This window comes from Schaalia odontolytica, assembly GCF_009730335.1.
GTDB lineage: Bacteria > Actinomycetota > Actinomycetes > Actinomycetales > Actinomycetaceae > Pauljensenia > Pauljensenia dentiphila.
In genome coordinates this window covers 1,758,287-1,783,253 of record NZ_CP046315.1, presented here as the reverse complement: position 1 = coordinate 1,783,253, position 24,967 = coordinate 1,758,287, and the positions used below count along the sequence as shown (strand labels likewise).

Genomic DNA, 24,967 nt, shown 5'->3' with positions numbered 1-24,967 from the left:
CAACCACCCATGGAAAAGTTCATTACCCACACTGGCATCGGCGTCCCGCTGCGCCGCTCCAACGTCGATACCGACCAGATCATCCCCGCCGTCTACCTCAAGCGCGTGACCCGCACGGGCTTCGAGGACGCCCTCTTCGCCGCCTGGCGCAACGACCCCGAGTTCGTCCTCAACCAGGACGCCTACAAGAATGGCTCCGTCCTGATCGCGGGTCCCGACTTCGGCACCGGCTCCTCGCGTGAGCACGCCGTGTGGGCGCTCAAGGACTACGGCTTCCGCGTCGTCCTGGCCCCCAAATTCGCTGACATTTTCCGCGGAAACTCTGGCAAGCAGGGCCTGGTTACCGGCATCATCTCCCAGGAGGACTGCGTGTCCCTGTGGAAGCTCCTCGAGGCTGAGCCCGGCACCGAGGTGACCGTTTCCCTGGAGGACAAGACCTGGCGAGCCGGTGCGATCTCGGGCACCTTCCAGATCGACGACTACGTGCGCTGGACCCTCATGGAGGGCCTGGACGACATTGCCCTGACCCTGCGCCACGAGGATGAGATCGCGGCTTACGAGGCCGCACGCCCCTCCTTCAAGCCGCGCACGCTGCCCGCGAAATTCTTGCCCAAGGAAGAAGTTGTGTCCGCTCGCGACTGAAAGCACTGCGCATACTGGCCCCTACCTAGCTAGAGTAGGGGCTAGTTACGTCATAGTGAGGAGCACTCATGTCATCGATTCTTCAGGTTGAGGGCAGCCATCCGCTGCGCGGTGAAATCACGGTGCGCGGCGCGAAAAACTTCGTCCCCAAGGCGATGGTTGCGTCGCTGCTCGCCGACACCCCCTCTGAGCTCTACAACGTGCCGCTCATCCGTGACACCGACGTTGTCTCGGACCTGCTGAGTCTGCACGGCGTCCAGATTGACTTCGATCAGGATCGCGGCACGCTGCGCATGGATCCCTCGAACGTCAAGATTGCCTCGCGCTCTGACATCGATACGCTCGCGGGCGCCTCGCGAATTCCGATCCTGTTCTGTGGCCCGCTGCTGCACCAGCTGGGCGAGGCTTTCATTCCCGAGCTGGGCGGCTGCGCGATCGGTGGCCGTCCCATCGACTTCCACCTGGAGACGCTGCGCAAGTTCGGCGCGATCGTCGACAAGCAGCCCGACGGCGTGCACATCAAGCGTCCCTCCTCCGGCCTGCACGGCGCGATCATCGAGCTGCCTTTCCCGTCCGTGGGCGCGACCGAGCAGACGCTGCTCACGGCCGTGCGCAACGAGGGCATCACGACCCTGAAGGGCGCGGCCATCGAGCCGGAGATCCTCGACCTCATTAACGTCCTGCAGAAGATGGGCGCGATCATCTCGGTGGACACGGATCGTACGATCCGCATTGAGGGCGTCGCCAAGCTGAACGGCTACCGCCACACGGCTCTGCCTGACCGCATCGAGGCCGCCTCGTGGGGCGCGGCCGCCCTGGCCACCCACGGCGACATCTACGTGCGCGGCGCTCACCAGCCCGATATGACGACGTTCCTCAACACCTTCCGCAAGGTGGGCGGCGCCTTCGACATCGATGCTGACGGCATCCGCTTCTACCACCCGGGCGAGCCGCTGCACTCGATCGCCCTGGAGACTGCCGTGCACCCGGGCTTCATGACGGACTGGCAGCAGCCCCTCGTCGTGGCCCTCACCCAGGCTGAGGGCCTGTCGATCGTGCACGAGACCGTGTACGAGAACCGTTTCGGCTTCACTGAGGCGCTGTGCAAAATGGGCGCGAACATCCAGGTCTACCGCGAATGCCTGGGTGGGACGCCCTGCCGCTTTGGCCAGAAGAACTACTACCACTCGGCCGTTATCTCGGGCCCGACTCCGCTGCACAGCGCGGATATCGAGGTTCCGGACCTGCGCGGCGGCTTCTCCCACCTGATCGCGGCCCTGGCCGCGTCGGGCACGTCCACCGTGTCGGGTATTGACGTGATTTCGCGCGGCTACGAGCACTTCACGCGCAAGCTCCACCGGCTGGACGCGCGCGTGCGTTACCTGGACGCCTGAGATCATGGCCGCATCGGGTGCGCGCCGTAGCATTTTGCTGCTCGTCTCGTCGATGTCGGCGGGCGGGCGCAGCGTGCGCCTGGGGCCGCGCATCGTGCGCATCCTGCGCGGCGGCGGCTGGGAGGTCGCGGTTCGCCTGACGACGCCCGGCGACGACCCTGCGGCGATCGCCGGCGAGGTTGCCTCTGGCTCCTTTGTCGCGGCTCTGGGCGGTGACGGGTACCTGGGTGCGGTGGCGCGCGGCTGCCATGAGTCCGACGCGATCTTCGTTCCCATGCCGGGCGGTCGCGGCAACGACCTGTGTCGCGCGCTGAGGATCGGCACGGACCCGCTGGTGCGCGCACGTTCCCTCGCTCCGCTGGGTTTTTCTTCCAACGAGGCCGGGGCCGACTCCTCGGACTGGCTGGCCTCCCGGATACGTCCCCTGGACGGCATGTGGGTGCGCTCGCGCGACGGCGTGCGCCTCGCTCTCGGCATCGTCTCGATCGGCCTGGACGCGCGAGCGAATATTCTCGCGAACGAATCCTCTTTCATCTCGGGTCCGCTGGCCTACGGGTACGGGGCCTTCGCGGCCCTGGCCTCGCACGAACCCACCGAGATTGTGGCGACCGTGGACGGGGTCGAGCGCAACATGAGCGGCTGGATCGCATCGGCGTCCAACTCCGGAGTTTTCGGCGGCGGCATCACCCTGGTGGAATCCTCGGATATGAGCGACGGCGTCCTTGAGGTGTGCCACGTCGGCCCCCTGTCACTGTCTCGCGCCCTGCCCGTGCTCGCCCGCGTCGTCGCCGGCCGCGCGAAGGCACACCCGGCTATCGAGGTGGAAAGCGCCCGCGTCGTCTCCTTCGCCGCCCCCGCAGGTATGATCGCCATGGCGGACGGTGACCGCATCGCCTCGATCCCCTTCACCGTCGATGTCGCCCCCGGGGTTGTGTCCGTCCTGGTGTGAGGTCCGTGTGGGCCGGGGCAATGGGGGAGCGGTCCCCGTAGAATGAAGCCATGAGTGCTGTCTCCGGCTTTTACACCTTCGCCAAGGGCGTCCTGACGCCCATCATGACGCCCTGGATCAAGTTCACCGTGACGGGTGAAGAGAACCTCCCCACCGAGGGCGGTTTCCTCCTGGTGCCCAACCACCTGTCCAACGTGGACCCGCTGTGCCTGTGCTGGTACTTCATGAAGCGCGACACCGCCGTGCGCTTCCTGGCGAAGAAGTCGATGTTCTCCGTGCCGGTGTTTGGCTGGATCATCAAGGGCATGGGGCTGATCCCCGTCAACCGCGACTCCAACCCCTCGGCCGTCCTGGCACCCACCCGCGAGGCGCTGAAAGCCGGCGAGGTCGTCGGCATCTTCCCGGAGGGCACTCTCACGCGTGACCCCGACCAGTGGCCGATGGAATTCAAGTCGGGTGCCGCCCGCCTGGCCCTTGACACGGGTGTGCCCGTCATTCCCGTCTCGCAGTGGGGACCGCAGGACATCATGGCCCCCTACAACGCCAAGGGTATCGACATGCGCCCTGGCCGACGCATCGCCTACCACTTCGGCGAGCCCGTCGACCTGTCAGACCTCATGAGCCCCGCAGGCTCGGAGGATCACGAGGCTGTCAATGAGGCGACCACGCGCATTAGCGACGCCGTTCGCGCGGGCGTGGGCAAGCTGCGTGGACTGCCCGTCCCCGAGCAGGTGTGGGACCCCGCCACGCAGGCCGGCCCCTGGTGGGAAGAAGAGCTCGCGAAGAACGCCAAGAAAGCGAAGAAGGTCCGCAAGAAGGGCTAATCGCGGATATCGATGACCGTGCGCACCGGGTCGGATAAGAATCCGATCTGGAATTGGCGCGCGGTCGGCGCCCCGATGACGACGTGCGTGTTGTCCTCGAAGGTGCCATCCGAGACGACATCCAGGTCGCCGACGCGTGTGTGCGTCCCGCCCGGGTAGTGGTTCTCGGAAGCCGTCATCGGTGTACCGTTGATGATGAGCTCCAGGACCGCGCCGCCCTCGACCTGGATGGGCAGGCCTCGGCCCTGCTCGAAGGCGTCATCCGTCCACGCCCCGCGCCATACCCCCGGAGTGCCCTCACCCGAGAACTCGAGCACCACGCGCTTGAAACCCTCGTGCGACGCAGCGGGAATCCCCGTGAGCGCCAGAGCCTTAGCCGGATCATCCGATCGCACCGGCGGTAACCCCTCGACGCTCGACATCCAATTGTCGGCGTTGATAGGCCTCGTCTCGTCCAGTCCCGGCTCGGACGTGGGAGTCGTCTGCGCAGTTGCGCTCGGACTCGCAGACGCCGCGCGGGAGTCGGAGGCGCTCGGCGAGGCAGTCGCTGAGGGAGGCGAGTCCGTGGTCGCCCCGGGCGTGCATGCGCCGAGAAGCGCGAGGCAGGCGGCCGCGCTCGCGACACGGGTGCGGGCTCGGCGGTGAGACACGTTTCCTCCTGGCGCGGGTCGGTTGTTTCAATCCTAGTAGAATGGCCTCGACAGGGAGGTCTCGATGAGTATGACAACAGCAGCGGTCCTGGGAACAGGCGCGTGGGGGACGACGTTTGCGCAGGTCCTTGCCGATGCGGGCGTGACCGTGGCCATGTGGGGACGTAACGCCGATACGATCTCGTTCATCAACGGGGGAGAGAACCCGACGTATTTGCCGGGAATCGCGCTGTCGGAGCGCATTAGCGCGACCACCGACATCGCCGAGGCGGTGAGTGGCCGCGAGCTCGTCGTCGTGGCCGTGCCCGTCAAGGCCGTGCGTGCCACCCTCAGCTCCGCACGCGGGTCGTTGTCGCCCGACGTCGCACTCTTGTCCCTGGCCAAGGGCCTTGAGCTTGGATCCCTCAAGCGCGTCGATGAGATCATTGCCGAGGCCTCGGGTATGCCGAGCAGCCGCATCGCCGTCCTGTCCGGCCCGAACCTCTCGCGTGAGATCGCGGATCGCCAGCCCACTGCCACGGTCGTGGCCGCTCACGACGTCGAGCTTGCCAAAGAGATCGCGAAGGCCTGCCACAATTCCTACTTCCGCCCCTACGTGTCTACCGACGTCGTGGGCACGGAGATGGCAGGCGCCACCAAGAACGTCATAGCGGTCGCGATCGGGGCGGCTGAGGGCATGGGCCTGGGCATCAACACGCGTTCGACCCTCATTACCCGCGGTCTGGCGGAAATGACGCGGCTTGGAACTGCGCTCGGCGCGGACCCCGCGACCTTCGCGGGACTGTCCGGCATCGGCGACCTGGTGGTGACGTGTTCCTCGCGCCTGTCGCGCAACTTCTCCCTCGGCCATCGCATGGGAACCGGCATGGGCCTCGCCGAGGCCCTGGCACTGTCCCCGGGTGTCGTCGAGGGCGTCGCATCGGCCTCCCCGATCCTTCAGGTCGCGGCCTCCGTGGGCGTCGACATGCCGATCACAGGAGCCGTCGTCGAGGTCGTCGAGGGACGCGCCAGCATCGAGGACATGGGCCGTATGCTGCTCGCCCGCCCCCAAAAGATGGACGGCTGGAAGATCGAGCTAGTCTAAACGCCGTGCACGTGGGCGTGAGGCACCTTCCGCGCGGTAGTCTTGGACCTATGACTGCATTTTCTCGCCCTCGCGTCCTCATCGTCTTCGGTGGGCGCTCTTCTGAACATGAGATCTCGTGCTCGACGGCCGCCGGCATCCTGACCGCTATCGACCGCACCAAGTGGGACGTGATCCCGCTGGGAATCACGCGCGACGGCCAGTGGGTGCGCGTCGCCGACGACCCCTCGGCGCTGGAATTCAAGGATGGGAAGGGCCAGTGCGTCACCGCTGGATCGACCCGCGTCGCCCTGACACCGGGCGAGGGTAACCTCGTCGAACTCAGCTACGACGGCGATCCTGATGCTTCGGACTCTCGCGTCGTAGGTGTCGAAGACCTGGGCCACGTGGACATCGTCTTCCCGCTGCTGCACGGCCCCTACGGCGAGGACGGCACCATCCAGGGGCTCTTCGAGATGGCCGGCGTGCGCTACGTTGGCTGCGGCGTGACCTCTTCGGCCGTGTCCATGGACAAGCACTTGACCAAGACCGTCCTGGCCGCCGCCGGCATCGACGTGGGCCGGTGGGAGCTGGTCACCGCCCGTCAGTGGGATACGGACGCCACCGCCTGCATGGACCGTATCGAGGGCCTCGGCTTCCCCGTCTTCGTCAAGCCCTGCCGCGCCGGTTCCTCGGTCGGTATCTCGCGCGTCACCTGCCGAGAGGACCTGCCCGTGGCCATCAAGGAGGCCGCGAACCACGACCCGCGCATCATCGTCGAGGCCTCCACCTCGGGTCGCGAGGTCGAGTGTGGTGTTCTCGGCTCGCGCTCCGACTGGCGCAGCGGAACCGCGCCCCTGGGCGAGATCGTCATCCCCGAGGGAGAGTTCTACGACTACGAGCACAAGTACGTCGACGACATCGTTGGCCTGTCCTGCCCGGCAGACGTCGCCCCCGAGTACGCCGATCGCATTCGCGCGACCGCCTGGCGCGCCTTCGATGCCCTCGAGTGCGAAGGTCTGGCCCGCGTCGACTTTTTCTTCGACGAGGCCACCGACTCCGTCATCATCAACGAAGTGAACACAATGCCCGGTTTCACCCCCATTTCGATGTACCCGCAGATGTGGGCGGCCTCAGGCCTGTCCTACTCGGACCTGCTCAACGAACTCCTCACTGAGGCCGGCGAGCGCCCGCTCGGTTTGCGCTGAACACAACGACAGCCTCGTTAACCCTCACACCCCACGACAGAAGGAACATATGACTGCTCATCCCAAAGTTACCCTGGTGACCTGCACGTCCATGCCCAACCTCTTCAAAGGCGAGGAAGGTTTGCTTGACGAGCTGGCGGCGCGCGGATGCGACCCCCAGATCAAGGTGTGGAACGATCCCGACGTTGACTGGTCCGAGGCCGGCATGGTGGTCGTGCGCTCCGTGTCCGACTATGCGGCTGACCGCCCGGCTTTCCTGGAGTGGACGAAGCAACTGCGCCGCGTCCAAAACTCTACGGACGTTCTGAACTGGAACACGGACAAGCACTACCTGAGGGAACTGTCCGCGATGGGGCTGCCCACCATCCCCACGAACTGGCTGGAGCCCGAGCAGAACCTTTCCAAGCACCAGATCCACACGCGCTTCCCGGCCTTCGGCGAGTTCGTCGTCAAGCCCGCCGTGTCGTCCGGCGTGCGCGATGTCGGTCGCTATACGACCGTGGACACGCGCCAGCGCCAGGCCGCCATGCGTCAGGTTCAGGGCCTGCTCGGTGAGGGGCGTTCGGTTATGATCCAGCGCTACGTCGAGGAAATTGACCTGCACGGCGAGATCTCCCTGGTCTTCTTCAACGGCCTAGTCTCCCATGCCGTCGAGAAGCGCTCGGCGCTACATCCCGCTTCTGTCACAGATCCCTCTGTGCATGAGGCCGTGGTGACCGCCGAGGCGGCGGACTCGCTCGCGTGGAAGTGGGGCGAGGAGATCCGCCGCGTTCTGCACGGCTACGTGCGCTCGCGCCTGGGCCATGACGAGCAGTTCCTCTTCAACCGCGTGGACCTGGTTCCCGACGGCAAGGGCTCCTTCCTAGTCATGGAGGTCTCCCTCGTGGATGCCGACCTGTACCTGGGGTCGACCCCGGGCGCACTCGGCAACTTCGCCGACGCGATCTCCGCTCGCGCCCACTGGTGATGCACGCCACCGCCGTGGGGGTAGTGCTCGAGTTTCCAAGCTCGACCGGGTAGTGCTAAGCTCTACCCGTTGCCTTCACGGCGACGCGATGGTGGCTGTAGTTCAGTTGGTAGAGCACCTGGTTGTGGTCCAGGACGTCGCGGGTTCGAGTCCCGTCAGCCACCCCACTGCCCCGGCGTTTCGACGCCGGGGTTTTTGTCTTGTCGGGTGGGCAGTGCGACTCTACGCGTGGCGGTGTTCACCCCTTCGTACGTAGGGAAGCCCAAGAGCTTTGATGCGTCCCGGGCATTGTGGAGGGTGTCTTAGGCCAGATTGGCGGTTTGGGATGTCTGGTTAGCGTCAGTATTCGATGGAGTTGCGTGAGCGTGTGACGCGTATGGCGTTGGAGGCTCGTGCTGATCCTGCTAGGCGCAAGGGTGCTATCGAGCGTGTTGGCGACCGGTTGGGCAATCCTGCGGCGTTGCGTACCTGGGTGCGTGCCGTGGAGCAGGGGGGACGCAATGAGCGCGGCGAGGTCAGTGATCAAGAGGCCCGCATCCGGGGGTTGGAAGCTGAAAACCGTGAACTGCGCCGAGCCGATGAGATCTTGAAGGCGGCGTGAGCTTCATTCGGGGTGGAGCCTGGTCGCCTCGGGCGTTCGTTGACGATTTCTTCGAGGGCAATCGACATCGGTGGGGAGTCGAGCCAATCCGCACTGTCTTGTCCCAGTAGGGCACGCCCCGGTTACGCAGGTCCGTGGCGTGACGAACGCGATGTCGAACGCGAAACCTCAGCCTAGGTCCACTGGCACAACACGAGCCGCCCACACCTCGCCCTGGGCGCAGTCACACCCCAACAAGCAGAAAACCAACACGCAACAATACGAAAGAAAGCGGCCTCAACACCCCGATACATAACCCGGGATTTGGCAGGCCAATCAAGTGGTGACGTCACGCGGGGTGCTACACCCGTTATGTGGCGCTACACCGGTTATGTGGCGCTACACCCGTTGTGTGGTGCTACACCCGTTACGTGGCGCTACACCCGATCAGAATGGGTGCAATGCCCACGGATCGGGTGTACCGGGCTCGCAGACAGGAACGATCGGGGAACCTGGAATCCCACAACACAAAAGATAACGGCCTCAACGCACCTACACAGAACCCGGGACTTGACGGGCCTGCGTCAGCCCGTGACGCACAAGCCTTCGAGAATGTAACGCGCTGCGACATGTTCGATCAGTCTGACGCTCGTGGAGTATGCTTGTAGCAATCCAATTGACCGGACAAAGGAGTTTTCATGCCCAGCGTGATCGCCTACGGCTGTGACGATGCTACCACCCAGTTCCACCCCCTGCAGATCGACATCCGCGAACCTGGCGAGGGTGAGATCTACTTCGACGTCGTCTACGCGGGCATCTGCCACTCCGACATCCACGCCGCCCGCGGCGAGTGGGGCCCCGTGTCCTACCCGCTCGTGCCCGGCCACGAGTTCGTCGGCACCGTCGCCAAGGTCGGCCCCGGCGTCACCAAGTTCAAGGTGGGCGACCGCGTGGGCGTGGGCTGCATGGTCGGCTCCTGCGGCACGTGCGAGATGTGCGAATCCGACTACGAGCAGTGGTGCACCTCGACACCCGGCACCCTGTGGACCTACCGCGCCGACGCCGAGGGCAACCCGACGACCGGCGGCTACTCGCGCGGCTTCACCGTGCGCGAGGACTTTGCGCTGCACGTGCCGGAATCCCTCGACTTCTCCGCTTGTGCGCCCCTCCTGTGCGCGGGCATCACCACCTACTCGCCGCTCAAGCATTACAACGTGGGCCCCGGCTCACGCGTGGCCATCCTCGGCATGGGCGGCCTCGGACACGTGGGCGTACAGATCGCCAAGGCCATGGGCGCGGAAGTCTCCGTCATCTCCCACGGCCGTTCCAAGGAAGCCGACGCCCGCCGCTTCGGTGCCGACCACTTCTACGCCACCAGCGAGGAGGGCGTGCTCGAGTCCCTGCGCGGCTCCTTCGACCTCATCCTGTGCACCGTCTCCGCCGACGGCCTCGACTACGCCGGCTACATGGCCGCCCTGCGCCCGTACGGCGTCTTCGTCGACGTGGGCCTGCCCACCGAGCCCATCTCCCTGCCCCTGCGCGCCTTCGTGAACGGCGGCAAGTCCTTCGCCGGTTCCCAGATCGGCGGCATCGCCGAAACCCAGGAGATGCTCGACTTCTGCGCCGCACACGGCGTCATCCCGCAGGTCGAGATGATCAGCGGCGAAGACATCACGCAGGCGTACGACAACATCGTGGATTCGCGCGTGCGCTACCGCTACGTCATCGACACCTCCACGTTCCCCGAGACCGCGTGAGTGAGAGGGTGTCACGCGAAAGCCCTGGGCCGATCGGCCCAGGGCTTTCCGCATTGTGGAGCGGATGACGGGAATCGAATCCGCGTGACCTCGTCATGTACGTAGGGAGTGTGGGCTCAACCGTGTTGTCGTATTCGTCGACCAGGGAGCTTGACATGTACGTGGGGTGTGTGGTGTTGTCTGGGCTCGTTCGTGTGCACATTATCCCACCTAGTGGAAGTTAGGCGGGTGTGCCCATGTTCCATCAGCTGGGTTTAGCTGCGCATAGGTGGGCGGGGGAGTGACTGGATGCTGTGCGTAGAGCGTAGATCCGTATTGGTGTGTTCATGGCACCGCTGTCGCAAGGGTGCGGGGGCATCTCAGTAGTAGCTCTGTCAAACTTTCAGCTCGCAGTTCAGCTTGCTACGCCGTGTTCGATTCGGATCCTGCTGCTCAATCTCCGTAGGCGCATATTCAAGCTTTGTCGACAAATATTATGCGACTGAGCGTAAAGATGGCTATTGAGCCAGCTGCTCTTCGCACGGAAGGTGGAGCTCGGAAGGTGGCAAGTATGACAGCTTCTCAGGTATATGTGTGGAGAGCCTCGGTACTCCCTTGCAGTGATGCCACGATTCACGGGCTATGGTTTCCGGAAAAGTGATTGCATGTGACAGATATGTCGCATACTATGAAGCTGTTGTGAAACTTAGTAACGAAAGGAGGCGTGACATGCTGCAGATCCTTGACAAAGTGGAGGAGAAGTATTTTGCTTCTGACGCCACTGTAACCCCAGGCGGCTGGTGTTGTTGGTGTTGGTGCTGCAACTCGGCTCACGTCTTCTGACGATATCATGAAACCGTGACAATATGACGAAGAAGTCGTATGCCGATCCTTGGGTTGCCGACGTGCTCCCAAGTGCGTCGGCAACCATCAGATTACAGTTACCTCAGTGTTCAAAGAAAGACATGATTATGTCGATTGATGTTGATGAAGAAGCAACATTCCAATTGCGAAGCGGCCTCTACCTGCTTCCGCAGGGCGACGATGAGATTTTCGTTCGCGACGGAAGTAGGGCAGCGTTTTCTAAAGTTATACGGGATAACTAGAATCGCCGGATCCTCTCAAAGCTCGTGCAGGAGCTGACTATCCCTGGCACGCTCAGTGAACTTGCAGATCGCCTCCAAACGACTATCGAGCATATCGAACCCATTATGCAGCGACTGGTCGAGGATGAGGTTATATGTCCGCTGAGCGAGAAAAAGGAGTGCTCGGTTGCGCTCATCGGTGAAGGCAGTGTTGGTGAGACTCTGCTGAAGCTGCTTAGCGACATGGAAGGCATCTCTGTGACTGCGGGGGATGCCGAGGCGCTCTCAACCGGGCAGTTCGACACGGTCCTCAGTATGAGTGATCTTTTCATTGTTGCCACCAATGTATTGCGACCCGTGCTTAACCATACCGCTAATGAGATCGCTCATGAATTGAGCATACCCCTTCCGTATGTGTTTGCCGATGGTCCTGAGATACAGGTCGGTCCTATGGTGTACCCGGGCGAGACCGCGTGTTATACGTGCTTCGAGGTTCAGGACGAGGGTGCTCGTCACCTACGGGACGAATTTTTGGTCTTTAAGGATAATCTTGCCCGCTATCCGGAAGATAAGTCGGTTAGTGCGCCAGTAGCTGCGATGGCATCTGCATGGGCGGCTTTGGCCATAGAAGATGCACAGGAGAAGACTATGTCGCGTTTTGCTGAGCGTGTTGTACGTGTAGAAACCAATAGGTTCGAGGTTGTTAGCCATCGAATCCTTCAGCTCCCCAGGTGTCCGTCCTGTAGTCGTTACCGCCCTGATTTGCAGCACGCCTTCCTCTGAGGTAATCATGATGCAGAATGAAGTTACGAATACAACGGAGTGTCTGGTTGTAGATCCAAGTTTCGATCATGGACTTGAACAAACTGTACTTCCAGGTACTGGCTTAAGGCTCGTTGCCCCTACCCGTCGGGATAGTTATCAGAATAGGCTCGCCGACGCCGAAGGTGACGTTGCTGAGATGTACCAAGTGAATGCGCGTTGGCGACGAGGCGCCTTGGATGATCTTCCCGACGTAGAGGAACAGAAGTCTCTACGTAAGTGGTTCCTAGAATCGGGTCGTGTCTTCGATCTGTCTGGGGAAAGAGAAGGGCCTATGGTCAGCTTGGATACGCTACCTGCGTCCCTTGGCGAAGCGCTCACGGTGCTCGCTCGCGTAGGTTTGCAGAGCGGGCTGTTGTTTGCCGCAGACGTGTTGGTGATCGTCGATGAGTGGGTACATCTCCTTCCGGCAGGTGAAGAATTCCTTGTGCGGACAAGACTCTTCGACGATGTGCGACGGAGGGAACTAGTGGAGTCCGTCTCGGTGGATGTCCGCCATGCGTTCATGGGAGCTCCAGTTTTCCTGGCCGTGGTGCTCGCGCCCCAGCGGCTGCAGGTTACTCATGGCCCTCGAGGTTACCGTAACGCGCTTTTGGAAACGGGAATGCTCGTGGGTAATTTGGGAACTATTTTTGCTGAACATGGTCTAAACATTACGATCGCCGTCGATTTCGTTGATACTACGGTCGATCGTGTACTCGATCAAGACGGGGTCGAACGCTTCGTGGTCGCTTTAGCCTCAATCACTGGCTCAAACAGCAATGGAGACCAATAATGTCGATAACTCAGAGCAAGCGGCGTGCGCATGTTGACACGGACGTCGCATTCGAGGATAACCGTTCATCGTTGCCGATAACCCTTGAGAAACGTGTTGTGCGTATGCTGGAGGAAGCGGTTCAGTCAGGTGAGTGTTCGGAAGCGTTCTCCGATGCCGTATCTTGCTTGATTCATGAGAATTTGATGCAGTCAAGTGATCAGGACCTTCGAATCGCGCATATTGTGCATCGTGTGATGCGTGCAGAAGCGAATACTGATGGTGCCGATCTATCAAAAGCTGTGCGTTCTCCTGATCTCAAGGTTATCCGCGAAGGCGAAACGCGCATCGCGCTTCCTGACCAGGTTCCAGAGTGTGCTCGTGAGCTTGATGAGTTAATTCATCGGCGGAGATCAACTCCGGTGTTTAATTTCCAACCACTTTCTTTCATGGAACTTGCTGCTTTCCTGCGCATGAGCTGTGGTTCGAAGGGGGTGGCGCGCGCCTATCAACGTCGCGACATTCCGCGTAGGGTATTCGCATCAGCTGGTGGTCTGCAGTCTGTGGATATTCAGGTTTTTGTCCAGAACGTGGAGGGTATTGAGCCAGGCCGTTATCATTACGACCCGCTAGAACATTCGCTTGTCCTAGCCGAGATTGGTGACTTCCGCCTTCCAATTGTTGCGACCACCTTAGGTACCGACTGGCTGATGCATGCACAGGCAGTCATCGCGATTATCGGTAATTTCAATCGGGTGTCGTGGAAGTATGGCTCGCGTGGATATCGATATATGGGACTCGATGCGGGAAATGTCTGTGGGCAGATGTATCTCGCTGGAGCAAGCATGAATCTTGCCATTAACGCAGTTGCTGCCTTCCGGGATGATGCGCTCAACTCGCTTCTTCGCGTCGACGGGCGTGACCATTTCGCGCAGCTGCTCGTGTCTGTTGGCAATAAACCGGGTATCCGAGCATGACCGCCAGTTCCATTGTACTGACGATCAGTGTCGGTATTCTACCCTGCTATGGCATCATGATGATGATTATCGACCGGGTTTCCAAGAAACTCCTGTTTCTAGAACCTTGGGTGGTTGACCGTGCTGCTGTCGTCTACCTCGTTTTTCTAGCTATCGGTAATGTATTGGTGGTCGTGCGAGGATTCATTCCGATTGATGCTATTGTTTTTAACGCATGGTGGAGAGCGCTGTTGTCAATACTATTGGCTCCCGTTGTTGCAATTGTTCCGTATCTCTTTGAACTGTTACTCTCGTCGGCTATAGGATCTGCTGAGCGGGCAACCCTTGCGATGGCGGTTTTCATCAGGGATGCAAAGGCGTCAGTCGATGCGCTTATCAAACGGCGTGGAATTTGGTGGACGGTTGCCATTGGCACAGCACTGATGGAAGAGCTCCTGTTCCGAGGCGCCCTACTTCACGCGGTCTGGAGCGAACATGGAGTGTTATTCGCTATTCTTGCAAACAGTATTATTTTCGGCTTACACCACGTCGCATTTGGAATCAATGCAATCCTCGCCAAAATGATTGCAGGTTTCTTGTGGAGCCTTTTGGTGTTGCTGGGTGGCAGTATTATTGCTGCTGTTGTGGCACACCTATTCTTTCAATATCTCGTATGGCGACGATCGCAGAGGATAAGGGGGTGCCATGCTGTGTGACTTCCATGCGACAGGTGCAGGATACGTTGCCAGTCCTGTTGACGGTTCACTTTGTGACATTGTTTCAATCGCAACAATGATGGCAGACCCGGTGCTTCCACTGCGCCGACTTGGTGTCTCCGTTGAGTATGCTGCGTGGGCGAAGGCACAAGGCTGTCAACACCTGTGGGGAGGTGCTTGGATTGACGAGAAACCCTCGGGTCTGCGAAATACGATTCCAGCGGAAGTGAGTGAAGCCGTCATCTCCGGAATGGCGCGCTTGGGTATGCGTATCATGTGCGTGGGAAGCACATGTGGTGGTGAGGACCTTCGACGCCTTCTCGCGGTTGCGCGAGATACAGGTTTATCAGTTGCTATTGAGCCTCATCCGAGCACTTTAGACACGTTACCATCCCTACCCTCAGGCAGTACCATTGAGTCACTCCGTGTTGCGGCTGTTGCGATTGGTGCACGGCATGGTTATAGGGTGGGCAGTGCTCCTGCGAATGCGCAACGAACTCTACTGGAGTTGGGTGAGCTACCCTGCGGTGCAGACGAAGTCATCGCTCGAGAGTTGATCGCGTGGGGTATCCCTCTGACTCCTCTCATGGCATCCACGCGCGTTCAGGCTGACTTGGCTGCACTGACGTCAGCTCCTGGCTTAGATGAAATGTCTAGGATTATGCCGCATCACGCGCGTATTTTGCGGCTTCGAGCACCAGGCGGGATGGCGATGGGGCAGCGTGAGGCCATGAAGCACTTGGGAATGGTTCCGCTCTCGAAGTGCGATAGGGAAGTCCTTGCTAAGGGATGGGCTCTGCTGCGCTCAGTACTTGGCCTAGTCGCCTCTTCGACATGGCTCGTTGGCGGAAGTGGAGCCCCCGGGCTTGGCATGCATCCGCGATATGCACTTGACGAAGAGCAGCGGATTTGGCGTGATTGCGGAATTCCTGAAAACCATATACGTCGGTCATTCGGCGACGAAACGGCGAGCCTACTTGGAATTAGGAGGAATGCATGAACGTTTTCGAAGCCCAAGGTATTCGTAAAACCTATGGGGAAACGAAGGCGGTGGATGGGGTTGATCTATCACTCGCAGCGGGAGAGATCGTGACGATCCTAGGCCACAACGGCTCTGGAAAGACTACTTTTCTTGAGTGCGTTGAAGGGCTGCGTAAACCAGATGCTGGCACCGTTACTCTGTGTGGAAAAGTGCACGCCTATGGTTCCCCACTACCTGAAGGAGTGGGCGTTCAGATGCAGCAAGAACAGCTGCCACCCCGAATAAAGGTCCGCGAGGCACTCAGCCTCTTCGCGAGCATTTACGGCGTTGACGGCCCACCTTCCGACCTGATGCAAGCAATGACAATTGAGACGATCGCGGGCAAGCGCTTCGATACACTCAGCGGCGGACAGAAACGTCGTGTGAGCCTCGTTTTGGCCTTCATGGGCGACCCGCGAATCGTCTTCCTCGACGAACCAACGGCCGGGCTGGACCCAGAGGCACGCTCAGCACTCGTCGCTGTGCTCAAAGACCGTCGGGACCGGGGCCTAACGGTGTTGGCAACACTACATGAGGTTGACCACGCGGCAGACCTCGCGGACCGAATCTTAATTATGGCACGCGGTCGTGTTCGCCGTGAGGGCACGGTTGATAGCCTCATGTCAACGCTGGGTGCCGACGCGTGCGTCGTGCTTCCCCGCGGCACAGATCAAGCGCCATGGCAGGCCGCCGGACATACCCAGCTGAGCCCGGAGGGGGCTCTGCTGGTGTTCGGAGATCGGCCGACCCTCGAACGGGCAGTTCAGAACATTCCCAGTGGCCGCACGGCAGTGTTGAGGCCCACCAATCTGGGGGACGTCGTGACGCGCGAAGCGCAGACAGCTGAGGAGGAAAAATGAACGTTTGGCGATCAACATGGGCGCTGTTCCGTGTGGAAACCCTTTTGTTCCTTCGGGAGCCATTCGCGGTTTTCTTCTCACTAGCGTTCCCACTAATTCTACTCCTCTTCGTAGGATCGATCGGTGGCACAGAAGAATTGCCGGCGGGCGGTCGTTTCATTGATGCCTATATGGCGACGATGATTGGTGTTACCGCAGCAAACGTAGGTCTTATGGGGATGTCGATTCATATTGCAGAGAACCGGGGTCAAGGTGTACTGAAGCGCTATCGTCTATCGCCGGTCCCGTCCAGCGCATATTTCATCGCGCAGTTTTGCACCGCGGCGGTCGTCGTCGCAATCTCGATCGTCGCATTGGCAGTGGTTACCTTGGTTGTTTACGGACCGGCTCCGCATGCCAACTGGCCGATGCTGCTAGTGGTGTCAGCTATTTCACTTTATGTCACCATGAGTCTCGGACTCTGTTTGGGGGGTCTTGCAATGCCCGTCCGAAGCGTCCAAGTTGTGTCGGCTGCTATGTTCTTTCTGATGTTTTTCAGCAGCGGTGCCGCACTCCCACGTGAGTCCTTCCCCGACTGGCTGCAGACAGTTTCAGAGTTTAATCCCCTCACGATTCTTAACCAAGCACTCATGGACGCCTATCTTGGGCAGCAATGTTCGTGGTGGCCTCTAGTCTTTTTGATAGTTGCTACCGTCATTTTGAATCTAATCACGGTTCGAACATTCGACTGGGAAGGAAGCAACTCGTGATTTCTAGTTATCAATTGCCCACCATTACTAGTGGGGTCGGGGATGACTCCATGATTGTCAGGACGTTCAATCGTCGTCGACCGATCATCAAGCCCACTTTGAATGATGATGAGTATCATGCACTAGTGGAGACGGAGTCATTGTACGCTCCGAGTGCCTTCATTCGGCTCCTCACAACGTATTTTCGCCCGGCTTCTGGTGCAGGGCTACACGTCGGTCATGGTCAGTACTTTGACTTTGACCATATTTCGAGTAAGCTACTCGGCGTTGCTGGGCTTAATTCATCCTATGCTAGCCAGGTCTACGGCGGCGGTAAGGGCCTTGATCTGCACGACATGTACGTGTCCTCCATGGGTGAGGGAATCGAACGGGTGCTCGGTTCATTTGCGTTTTTGTCCTGGGCAGACCGGTTACAGAATGGCACTCGTCGGGAGATGGAAGATCGAGGTAAGCACTGCCTCGGACCGGAAGATCTTCCAATCTTTTCTGAAGCGCAGTTCTCCGACCCTCACTTCGGCTTCGACCGCTGGGACGATAACACGACGATGGGGTGGATTCCGGGTACCCGGCTCTACTCGGGTGAGACTATCTGGGTCCCAGCTCAGCTTGTGCTGTTCATCTACTACCGCCCAGACGATGAGCCACTTATCGGTCTAGCACCCTCCGGTGGATTGGCAAGCCATATCACTACGGATCGTGCTGTCTACCATGCGCTCGACGAACTTATCGAGCGGGACGCAGTAAATCTACGTTGGCACGCACGTGTTCCCTTAGATCGTATCGTGATGGACGTTGAGCCCCGCGATGCAAAGGTGCGTAGACACCTGTCCGAATTGGATCGGGGAATCGGAAAGCCGGAATTCTACCTGCAGAACCTCGACTTTTTCGAATTCCCCGTGTTGACGGCCATCGAGTTTGATAACTGGTTGGAGGATTTGCGCTACAACGCTGGTGGCGGGGTGGGAGCAAGCCCCGATGCGGCGATGCGTTCTGCGCTCGGTGAGTACTGTCAGTCAGAACGCTCCTTGCGCATTTGTCAGTTGGCTGATAATTGGCAGTTTGAAATTGCTTTCAGGCGGCTATTTGGAATACGTGCCGATGCTAAGCCTTACGAATTCGACCGGTTCGTACAAGCGATCACGTTCTATGGGTATCAACAGAATCAGAAGAAAGCTGACTGGTACTTCAATGGTGGTGGCGAAGTGAAACTGAGTGAATTGTATGCCCGATGTGACGCTGCGGAACCTGACCCGGTTAAGCGTATTCACTTAGCGATGCAGTCTCGTGGCATAGATCCGATTATGTTTGACTTCACTCCCCGTGCTTTCACGCAGACTAAGGTATGGAAGGCTTTTATTCCTGAACTGTCCCAGCCCTACCCTCCGCAGGCGCCCGCGCTGGGACACCCTTGGTACTTGAATTGTCCCGTTGATGCAGGTTATCGCGATCATCCCATTGATCAGGCGGATCTCCTCCAAGATCCGCTTCCCTATCCGTAAGGAGTTTGCTCATGCTTGATCCAGTCGAAAGCTCTATGACGACCTCTGCTCACAGTAAAGCAAGTCCGCATGGTCAGATCGCGCCTCTCATGACGCTTGCATCAGCTACGGCAGCCGTTCGGGTGGGTACACTTGCGGCTCTCATCCCGGGATTGGTAGCAGCTCATGCTGGAACTGGAACTTGGTTGACGCTAGCCCTGCACATCGCTGGTGCGCTGGCAACAGTTGTTGTGATTCTCGTTCAATCCCGTACTGGTTTGCTGATGGCTGTCCTCTACACCGGCTACTCCACGGTGGTCCTGGCGCTGGATGCTCCCAATGGTGCTCTGAGTTCAGTGATGTGGATCGTTGGTGGCTTGACTTTGCTGATGACCCTCGCGTCCTCGCTAAGAGTACGTCGAAAGCAGAGTCTGCTATGGCCAGCCTGGACCGCACTATTGGGCGTGATCGTGGGATTCGTGGTGTTGTCAATCCTGCATTGATAACCGGCTCTTCACCATTGAGGGGGTGGGAGTGGCGTTCGGGGTTGGGCGTGTTGTGGCCGGGTAGGGGTCGAGGTCTTCCGATGGTGGGGGTTCCTACACCGTCGATCTGACAGACCTCGACCCATACCTGCAACCTCCGCTCAACACCCGCTCACCCACACTCAACTCAGAAGAGCCGGTTTAGCTGCCCACAGGCGGGTTGTGCTTGTGGTCAAGCTGAGTACAGGTGGGCGAGGGATGCATGGGTGCGATGGGAGGTTGACGTAATCGCGTGTGCCAGGTGTGTGAGGCCTCAGTGTGTCGCATGGCCAGTGAGAAGCAGTCGCCCCCCCCAAGTCAGCAGCAACGTCGGGTGCGAGCACAGGAAAGCCCCGGGCCAGCTGGCCCGGGGCTTTCCCAGCGCTGGAGCGGATGACGGGAATCGAACCCGCGTGATCTGCTTGGAAGGCAGAGGCTCTACCATTGAGCTACATCCGCGTACCCCCGGAGGGGACACACAGATCGTAGCGGGTATTGTCCACGTGCGCGACATTTAATCGCACCTCCCGTATGATGGGGCATCGGACAGTAGTCCTCGGGGTGTAGCGCAGCTTGGTAGCGCATCTGCTTTGGGAGCAGAGGGTCGCAGGTTCAAATCCTGTCACCCCGACCAACCGCGGCCACAGCGCCGCGGTTTTTTCATACGATCCCGGGGGAGTGCCATGCCGTCCTATCGCACCATCATGACGGTCACGACTCTGGCACCCGGCCGTGCCCCCGAAGAAATCGAGGCCGCCGCCCGCTCCGTCACCCGGCTCGAATCCTGGGACATCGCCATAGCCTCCGGCCAGCCCCGTGTCACCGCACGCTTTACCGCGACAGATGACACCGAGGCGAGAGCTATTCACGGCGAGATCGCCGCCGCCGTGCGCCTCGTCGCCGATGTGCCCCGCGCCCGCCTGGCAGCCGTCGTGCGAGGGCGCTCCCATTACCTCGCCCCCTGAGTGTGCCCCTGAGCGCGGGCGGCCCCGGCCTCGCGAATGAGAAGAGAACGGTACCTGCCCGTGTGGCGTTGCGCACTTGAAGTGGCTGTAGAGGGGTGGATATGCCCACTAATGCCCCGCGAATGAGGACATCAGCGGGGTCGTGGCGTACACTAAGCGAGTTGTTATGCGCCCGAAATGGGCGTTCCCCCGATTTGTAGACTACGGAGCGTACGCACGTGAAGAGCACCGTTGAAACCCTAGAGCCCACCAAGGTTCGTCTGACCGTTGAGGTTCCCTTCGAGGAAATGAAGTCCGAAATGGACAAGGCGTACAAGGAGATCGCCGGACAGGTCAACATCCCCGGCTTCCGTAAGGGCCACGTGCCTCCGCGCATCATCGACCAGCGCTTCGGCCGCGCCGCCGTCATCGAGCAGGTCGTCAACCAGGTCCTGCCCGGCTACTACTCCGACGCCGTCAACGAGAACGACCTGCGCCCCATGGCTCAGCCCACCGTCGACGTCACCGAAATCCCCAACGTGACCGGCCCCCAGGGCGGCCAGCTCGTCTTCACTGCCGAGGTTGACGTCGTCCCCGCCTTCGAGTTGCCCGAGATCGACGAGAAGCTCGTCGTCGAGGTCGAGCCCACCGAGGTCACCGAAGAGGACGTCGAGAAGGAACTTGAGGACCTGCGCGGCCGCTTCGCGACCCTCAAGACCATCAACCGCAAGGCCAAGACCGGCGACTTCGCGACCATCGACCTGGTCGCCACCATCGACGGCAAGCAGGTTGACTCCGCCTCCGACGTCTCCTACGAGATCGGCTCCGGCTCCATGCTTGACGGCCAGGACACCGCCCTGCGCGGCACCAAGGCCGGCGAAGAGGTCACCTTCACCTCCAAGCTGAAGGGTGGCGAGCACGAGGGCGAAGAGGCCGAGGTGACCATCACCATCAAGGCCATGAAGACCCGCGAGCTGCCCAAGGCTGACGATGACTTCGCTCAGATGGTCTCCGAGTTCGACACCATCGACGAGCTCAAGGAAGACCTGAAGAAGCAGGCCGCCCAGTCCAAGGAGTCCCAGCAGGCCCTCGCCGCGCGCGATGCCCTCATCGACCTCCTCCTGGACAAGGTCGAGATCGTCCTGCCCGAGTCCGCGGTCGACCACCAGGTCGAGCACCGCGTCGGCGAGGACGCCAAGCCCAAGGCCAAGAAGGAAGCCCGCGAGGCCGTCGAGAAGGAAATCCGCACCGAGCTGCTCTCCGAGGCCCTGGCCAAGAAGTTCGACGTGCAGGTCTCCCAGCAGGAGCTGATCGACTACGCGATCCAGATGTCGCAGAACTTCGGCATCGACATCAACCAGCTGTTCTCCTCCTCCCAGCAGATGGCCAACGTTGTGGCCGACCTGGGTCGCTCCAAGGCCCTCATTGAGGCCCTGAAGGTCGTTACCGTCAAGGATGCCAACGGCGCCGACGTCGACCTGAGCAAGTTCTTCGGCACCGATCCCGCCGCCGAAGAGGGCGCGGAGATCATCACCGAGGTCGCCGACGAGCAGGAGTGAACCGCGGCGGGTATACCCGCTGACGAGTGACTAACTCGCGGGCTGAGGGGGTGGGGCGCGAGCCTCGCCCCCTCAGTGCATGTGTCGAGCGCATGTGCTCAATGCATGTGCCGACAGCGAAACGACGGCCCGGCGCGCGCACGAGCGGGCGCGCAGCGGGTACGGTTGACACCAATGGGCCGACGGGGCCCGCGAACAGACGAGGAGGTACGCGTGAGCGTGCACAATACCGGGGCTGCCGGCGAAGGCTCGCAGCTGGGACTGGGTGACTCGGTCTACCAGCGCCTGCTCAAGGAACGCATCATCTGGCTGGGCGGCGAGGTCCGCGATGACAATGCGAACGTGATCTGCGCGCAGCTGCTGCTCCTCGCGGCCGAGGACCCGGACCGCGACATCTACCTGTACATCAACTCGCCCGGCGGCTCGGTGACGGCCGGCATGGCCATCTACGACACGATGCAGTACATCAAGCCCGACGTCGTCACGGTCGGCATGGGCATGGCCGCGTCGATGGGCCAGTTCCTGCTGACGGCGGGAGCCCCCGGCAAGCGCTACATCACCCCCCACACCCGCGTGCTGCTGCACCAGCCCCTGGGCGGTGCGGGCGGTTCCGCGACCGAGATCCGCATCAACGCTGATCTCATCCTCGGGATGAAGAAGGAACTCGCTTCGATCACCGCGGCGCGCACGGGAAAGACCGTCGAGCAGGTCGAGGCCGACGGCGATCGCGACCACTGGTTCACTGCGCAGGAAGCCCTTGAGTACGGCTTCGTCGACCGCGTGATCGACAGCCCGCAGGAGATCGGAACGCGAGGAGAGAACTGATGAGCACCCAGCCCTACTTTGAGGCGGTCGCCCGCCAGATGCCGCAGGCCCGCTACGTCTTGCCGGACTTTGAGGAGCGCACGGCCTACGGTTTCCGCCGTCAGAACCCCTACACCAAGCTCTTCGAGGACCGCATCGTGTTCCTGGGCGTTCAGGTGGATGACGCCAGCGCGGATGACGTCATGGCGCAGCTGCTGGTCCTGGAGTCCCAGGATCCCGATTCGCTGATCACCATGTACATCAATTCGCCCGGCGGTTCCTTCACGGCGCTCACCGCCATCTACGACACGATGCAGTACATCAAGCCGCAGATCCAGACGGTGTGCCTCGGCCAGGCCGCCTCGGCGGCGGCCGTCCTGCTGGCAGCGGGTTCGCCCGGCAAGCGCCTGGCGCTGCCCAACGCCCGCGTCCTCATCCACCAGCCGGCGATGGAGGGTATGCAGGGGCAGGCCTCGGACATCCAGATCGTCGCCGACGAGATCGATCGCATGCGCGCATGGCTCGAGGACACTATCTCGAAGCATTCGGGCAAGCCGGTGGAACAGGTGCGCCGCGACATCGAGCGGGACAAGATCCTGACCGCCCCGCAGGCCGCCGAGTACGGTCTGATCGACCAGGTGCTCGAGTCTCGTAAGGCTCTGTGACCCTTTCGTTATCGACGGGGCCGTGGCCTCCCCGCGCTTGTGAGTGCGGCGGATCCACGGCCTCGTTGCTGCCCGAGTGTGCGCATGGGTACCCCCTGGCAGTCGTCGGCCGCGGGTGAGTATTTCATAACAGTAAGCGTGGCTCAGCGGAAAACTACCCCGCGTGCACTACGTTGTTTGCTAGCAAGTGCGAAAGCGTATCCGATCGAACGGCAAAACGTTCAACACCTTGGAGGTCTCGTGGCTCGTCTGACTGATGGCGCGGAACTGCTCAAGTGCTCTTTCTGCGGGAAGAGCCAGAAGCAAGTGCGTAAGCTCATCGGCGGCTCCGGCGCGTACATCTGCGACGAGTGCATTGAGCTGTGTAACGAGATCATCGAAGAGGAGCTGGGGGCTCAGCAGTCCTCCTCCTCGGCGACTCCGCTGCCTAAGCCGCGCGAAATCAACGAATTCCTGAACACGTGGGTGATCGGTCAGGACCGTGCCAAGCGCGCCCTGTCGGTGGCCGTGTATAACCACTACAAGCGCGTGCGCTCGCGCGAGGTCGGCAATGCTGAGGACATGCTGGGTACCAAGTCCAACATCCTGCTGCTGGGCCCCACGGGCACGGGCAAGACCCACCTGGCGCGATGCCTGGCCCGCCTCCTTGACGTGCCTTTCGCGATCGTGGATGCGACCGCTCTGACTGAGGCCGGCTACGTGGGCGAGGACGTGGAGAACATCCTCCTGCGCCTCATCCAGGAGGCCGACGGCGATATCAAGAAGGCCGAGAAGGGCATCATCTACGTCGACGAGATCGACAAGATCGGCCGGAAGGCTGAGAACGCCTCGATCACCCGCGACGTGTCGGGTGAGGGCGTCCAGCAGGCCCTCCTGAAGATCATCGAGGGCACGGTTGCCTCCGTTCCCCCCACGGGCGGACGCAAGCACCCCCACCAGCAGTTCCTCGAGATCGACACCTCCGGCATCCTCTTTATTGCGGCCGGTGCGTTCGCGGGCATCGAGGACATCGTGAAGGCCCGCCTGGGCCGCCGGTCGACGGGCTTCGGTTCGGAGCTGAAGAGCACCTCCGAGATGGGTGACCTCTACGAGGCCGTCTCCGCCGAGGATCTGCACAAGTTCGGCATGATCCCGGAGTTCATCGGCCGACTCCCCATCCTGACCTCCACCAAGGAGCTGACGGAGGAGGACCTCGTCCGGGTCCTCACTGAGCCGTCGAACTCGCTTGTGCGCCAGTACCAGCACCTCTTCGAGCTGGACAACATGGACCTGGAGTTCACGCACGAGGCACTCCTTGCGATCGCCGCTCGCGCGAACGAGCGCAAGACGGGTGCCCGTGGCCTGTCGTCGATCATGGAGCAGACCCTGTCGGATCTCATGTTCGACCTGCCCAGCCGCGACGACGTCGCACGCGTGGTTATCACCCGCGACCTAGTCGAGGGCGTGGGGCCCGCCGAGCTCTACCCGGAGCCCTCCTCGGAAGGCAAGCGCAGCGCCTGAGTTCTCCCGCTACACTGAGGTCAGTTGAGACCCTAGGGGAGGAACAATGGCACAGCGTGACGAGGCCTCGGTGGCCGCTTCGGCCGACCTGGGAGTGAGCGGTGTTCCCGCCGAGCTGGCGGATGCGCGCGCCACGATCGACAACATCGACGCTGCCCTCGTGCACATCCTCGCTGAGCGCTTCCGCTGCACCCAGCGCGTCGGGCACATCAAGGCCCGGCTGGACCTGCCTCCCGCCGATCCGGCCCGCGAGGCCCGCCAGGTTGAGCGCCTGCGCACCCTGGCAGCATCCTCCGGCCTCGACCCTGATTTCGCCGAAAAGTTCCTGGGCTTCATGGTCCGTGAGGTCATCCGCCACCACGAGGACATCAAGGCCGAGTACAACGAGGGGCCGCGTCTGTAGAGTCCTGCCTCATTAATTCCGCAGGCGATTCTCCTGCGTCGCGTTCAGGTGTCGACATTGGATCGGTGATATTCTGCGGTTTAGGGGATATGGGGAGATGCGCTTGTGAGGCAT

General features: G+C 61.1%; 25 protein-coding genes and 3 tRNA genes. 26 read left to right on the top strand and 2 right to left on the bottom strand.

What is annotated here, in order from left to right:
- Positions 1-9 precede the first annotated feature (9 nt).
- The 4 genes from leuD to FOC40_RS07780 all read left to right on the top strand — a co-directional run bounded on the left by leuD (position 10) and on the right by FOC40_RS07780 (position 3,809).
- Complete coding sequence (leuD, locus tag FOC40_RS07795) at positions 10-642, top strand: 3-isopropylmalate dehydratase small subunit (RefSeq protein ID WP_003794939.1); 633 nt, start codon at positions 10-12, stop codon at positions 640-642.
- A 68-nt stretch (positions 643-710) separates the two neighbouring features.
- The gene (murA, locus tag FOC40_RS07790) at positions 711-2,036 is read left to right on the top strand and encodes a UDP-N-acetylglucosamine 1-carboxyvinyltransferase (protein WP_003794941.1); all 1,326 of its coding nucleotides are present in this window, start codon (positions 711-713) and stop codon (positions 2,034-2,036) included.
- Positions 2,037-2,040: 4 nt separating this feature from the next.
- Entirely contained in the window at positions 2,041-2,985 is a 945-nt protein-coding gene (locus FOC40_RS07785; protein WP_155844130.1) for a diacylglycerol/lipid kinase family protein, read from the top strand.
- Positions 2,986-3,035: 50 nt separating this feature from the next.
- Positions 3,036-3,809 (top strand): lysophospholipid acyltransferase family protein, encoded by a 774-nt coding sequence (locus tag FOC40_RS07780; protein ID WP_003794947.1) that lies wholly within the window; start codon positions 3,036-3,038, stop codon positions 3,807-3,809.
- Here FOC40_RS07780 and FOC40_RS07775 read toward each other — a convergent pair.
- Positions 3,806-4,459, bottom strand: a complete 654-nt coding sequence (locus tag FOC40_RS07775) for an AMIN-like domain-containing (lipo)protein (protein ID WP_231125992.1) — start codon at positions 4,457-4,459, stop codon at positions 3,806-3,808. The genes FOC40_RS07780 and FOC40_RS07775 overlap by 4 nt on opposite strands.
- Positions 4,460-4,523: 64 nt before the next feature.
- On the opposite strand from FOC40_RS07775, the gene FOC40_RS07770 reads away from it, so the two are divergent.
- The 15 genes from FOC40_RS07770 (at position 4,524) to FOC40_RS07700 (ending at position 18,957) form a co-directional block, all read left to right on the top strand.
- Positions 4,524-5,543 carry an NAD(P)H-dependent glycerol-3-phosphate dehydrogenase gene (locus tag FOC40_RS07770; protein WP_003794953.1) on the top strand — a complete coding sequence of 340 codons (1,020 nt, stop codon included), beginning with the start codon at positions 4,524-4,526 and terminating at the stop codon, positions 5,541-5,543.
- A 50-nt stretch (positions 5,544-5,593) separates the two neighbouring features.
- Positions 5,594-6,730, top strand: coding sequence for a D-alanine--D-alanine ligase family protein (locus tag FOC40_RS07765; RefSeq protein WP_003794955.1), 1,137 nt, complete (start codon positions 5,594-5,596; stop codon positions 6,728-6,730).
- A gap of 49 nt (positions 6,731-6,779) precedes the next feature.
- Entirely contained in the window at positions 6,780-7,697 is a 918-nt protein-coding gene (locus FOC40_RS07760; protein ID WP_003794956.1) for an ATP-grasp domain-containing protein, read from the top strand.
- Between the two features lie 91 nt (positions 7,698-7,788).
- A tRNA-His gene (locus FOC40_RS07755) sits at positions 7,789-7,864 on the top strand.
- 182 nt (positions 7,865-8,046) lie between these two features.
- On the top strand, positions 8,047-8,298 hold the full coding sequence (locus tag FOC40_RS07750) for a transposase (protein ID WP_003794959.1): 252 nt from the start codon (positions 8,047-8,049) through the stop codon (positions 8,296-8,298).
- 677 nt (positions 8,299-8,975) lie between these two features.
- Positions 8,976-10,034 (top strand): NAD(P)-dependent alcohol dehydrogenase, encoded by a 1,059-nt coding sequence (locus tag FOC40_RS07745; protein WP_003794963.1) that lies wholly within the window; start codon positions 8,976-8,978, stop codon positions 10,032-10,034.
- Positions 10,035-10,879: 845 nt separating this feature from the next.
- Complete coding sequence (locus tag FOC40_RS07740; RefSeq protein ID WP_131240509.1) at positions 10,880-11,119, top strand: hypothetical protein; 240 nt, start codon at positions 10,880-10,882, stop codon at positions 11,117-11,119.
- 24 nt (positions 11,120-11,143) lie between these two features.
- Positions 11,144-11,881 carry a TOMM precursor leader peptide-binding protein gene (locus FOC40_RS07735; RefSeq protein WP_003794966.1) on the top strand — a complete coding sequence of 246 codons (738 nt, stop codon included), beginning with the start codon at positions 11,144-11,146 and terminating at the stop codon, positions 11,879-11,881.
- Positions 11,882-11,888: 7 nt separating this feature from the next.
- A complete protein-coding gene (locus tag FOC40_RS07730; protein WP_131240511.1) occupies positions 11,889-12,695 on the top strand; it encodes a hypothetical protein in 807 nt (268 codons plus the stop codon).
- Entirely contained in the window at positions 12,695-13,651 is a 957-nt protein-coding gene (locus FOC40_RS07725) for a SagB/ThcOx family dehydrogenase (RefSeq protein ID WP_081445512.1), read from the top strand. The genes FOC40_RS07730 and FOC40_RS07725 overlap by 1 nt, the downstream gene beginning before the upstream one ends.
- Positions 13,648-14,346 carry a CPBP family intramembrane glutamic endopeptidase gene (locus tag FOC40_RS07720; protein WP_003794975.1) on the top strand — a complete coding sequence of 233 codons (699 nt, stop codon included), beginning with the start codon at positions 13,648-13,650 and terminating at the stop codon, positions 14,344-14,346. The genes FOC40_RS07725 and FOC40_RS07720 overlap by 4 nt, the downstream gene beginning before the upstream one ends.
- Positions 14,347-15,342: 996 nt before the next feature.
- On the top strand, positions 15,343-16,227 hold the full coding sequence (locus FOC40_RS07715; protein ID WP_081445513.1) for an ABC transporter ATP-binding protein: 885 nt from the start codon (positions 15,343-15,345) through the stop codon (positions 16,225-16,227).
- Complete coding sequence (locus FOC40_RS07710; RefSeq protein WP_003794982.1) at positions 16,224-16,976, top strand: ABC transporter permease; 753 nt, start codon at positions 16,224-16,226, stop codon at positions 16,974-16,976. Before FOC40_RS07715 ends, FOC40_RS07710 begins: the two co-directional genes overlap by 4 nt.
- On the top strand, positions 16,973-18,475 hold the full coding sequence (locus tag FOC40_RS07705) for a YcaO-like family protein (protein WP_039929311.1): 1,503 nt from the start codon (positions 16,973-16,975) through the stop codon (positions 18,473-18,475). The genes FOC40_RS07710 and FOC40_RS07705 overlap by 4 nt, the downstream gene beginning before the upstream one ends.
- 11 nt (positions 18,476-18,486) lie before the next feature.
- Positions 18,487-18,957, top strand: a complete 471-nt coding sequence (locus FOC40_RS07700) for a hypothetical protein (protein WP_131240513.1) — start codon at positions 18,487-18,489, stop codon at positions 18,955-18,957.
- A 406-nt stretch (positions 18,958-19,363) separates the two neighbouring features.
- On the opposite strand, the gene FOC40_RS07695 is transcribed toward FOC40_RS07700, so the two are convergent.
- Positions 19,364-19,437 (bottom strand) — tRNA-Gly (locus FOC40_RS07695).
- A gap of 98 nt (positions 19,438-19,535) precedes the next feature.
- Between FOC40_RS07695 and FOC40_RS07690 the strand changes: the two genes are divergently transcribed.
- The 7 genes from FOC40_RS07690 (at position 19,536) to FOC40_RS07660 (ending at position 24,853) form a co-directional block, all read left to right on the top strand.
- Positions 19,536-19,612: transfer RNA gene (locus FOC40_RS07690), tRNA-Pro, on the top strand.
- A 70-nt stretch (positions 19,613-19,682) separates the two neighbouring features.
- The gene (locus tag FOC40_RS07685) at positions 19,683-19,943 is read left to right on the top strand and encodes an FMN-dependent dehydrogenase (protein ID WP_131240516.1); all 261 of its coding nucleotides are present in this window, start codon (positions 19,683-19,685) and stop codon (positions 19,941-19,943) included.
- Between the two features lie 218 nt (positions 19,944-20,161).
- On the top strand, positions 20,162-21,481 hold the full coding sequence (gene tig, locus FOC40_RS07680) for a trigger factor (protein WP_003794989.1): 1,320 nt from the start codon (positions 20,162-20,164) through the stop codon (positions 21,479-21,481).
- A 213-nt stretch (positions 21,482-21,694) separates the two neighbouring features.
- On the top strand, positions 21,695-22,306 hold the full coding sequence (locus tag FOC40_RS07675) for an ATP-dependent Clp protease proteolytic subunit (protein ID WP_039929316.1): 612 nt from the start codon (positions 21,695-21,697) through the stop codon (positions 22,304-22,306).
- Positions 22,306-22,950 (top strand): ATP-dependent Clp protease proteolytic subunit, encoded by a 645-nt coding sequence (locus FOC40_RS07670; protein ID WP_003794993.1) that lies wholly within the window; start codon positions 22,306-22,308, stop codon positions 22,948-22,950. The genes FOC40_RS07675 and FOC40_RS07670 overlap by 1 nt, the downstream gene beginning before the upstream one ends.
- 240 nt (positions 22,951-23,190) lie before the next feature.
- Positions 23,191-24,450 (top strand): ATP-dependent Clp protease ATP-binding subunit ClpX, encoded by a 1,260-nt coding sequence (clpX, locus tag FOC40_RS07665; RefSeq protein ID WP_003794994.1) that lies wholly within the window; start codon positions 23,191-23,193, stop codon positions 24,448-24,450.
- A gap of 46 nt (positions 24,451-24,496) precedes the next feature.
- Positions 24,497-24,853 (top strand): chorismate mutase, encoded by a 357-nt coding sequence (locus FOC40_RS07660; protein WP_003792998.1) that lies wholly within the window; start codon positions 24,497-24,499, stop codon positions 24,851-24,853.
- Positions 24,854-24,967 lie beyond the last annotated feature (114 nt).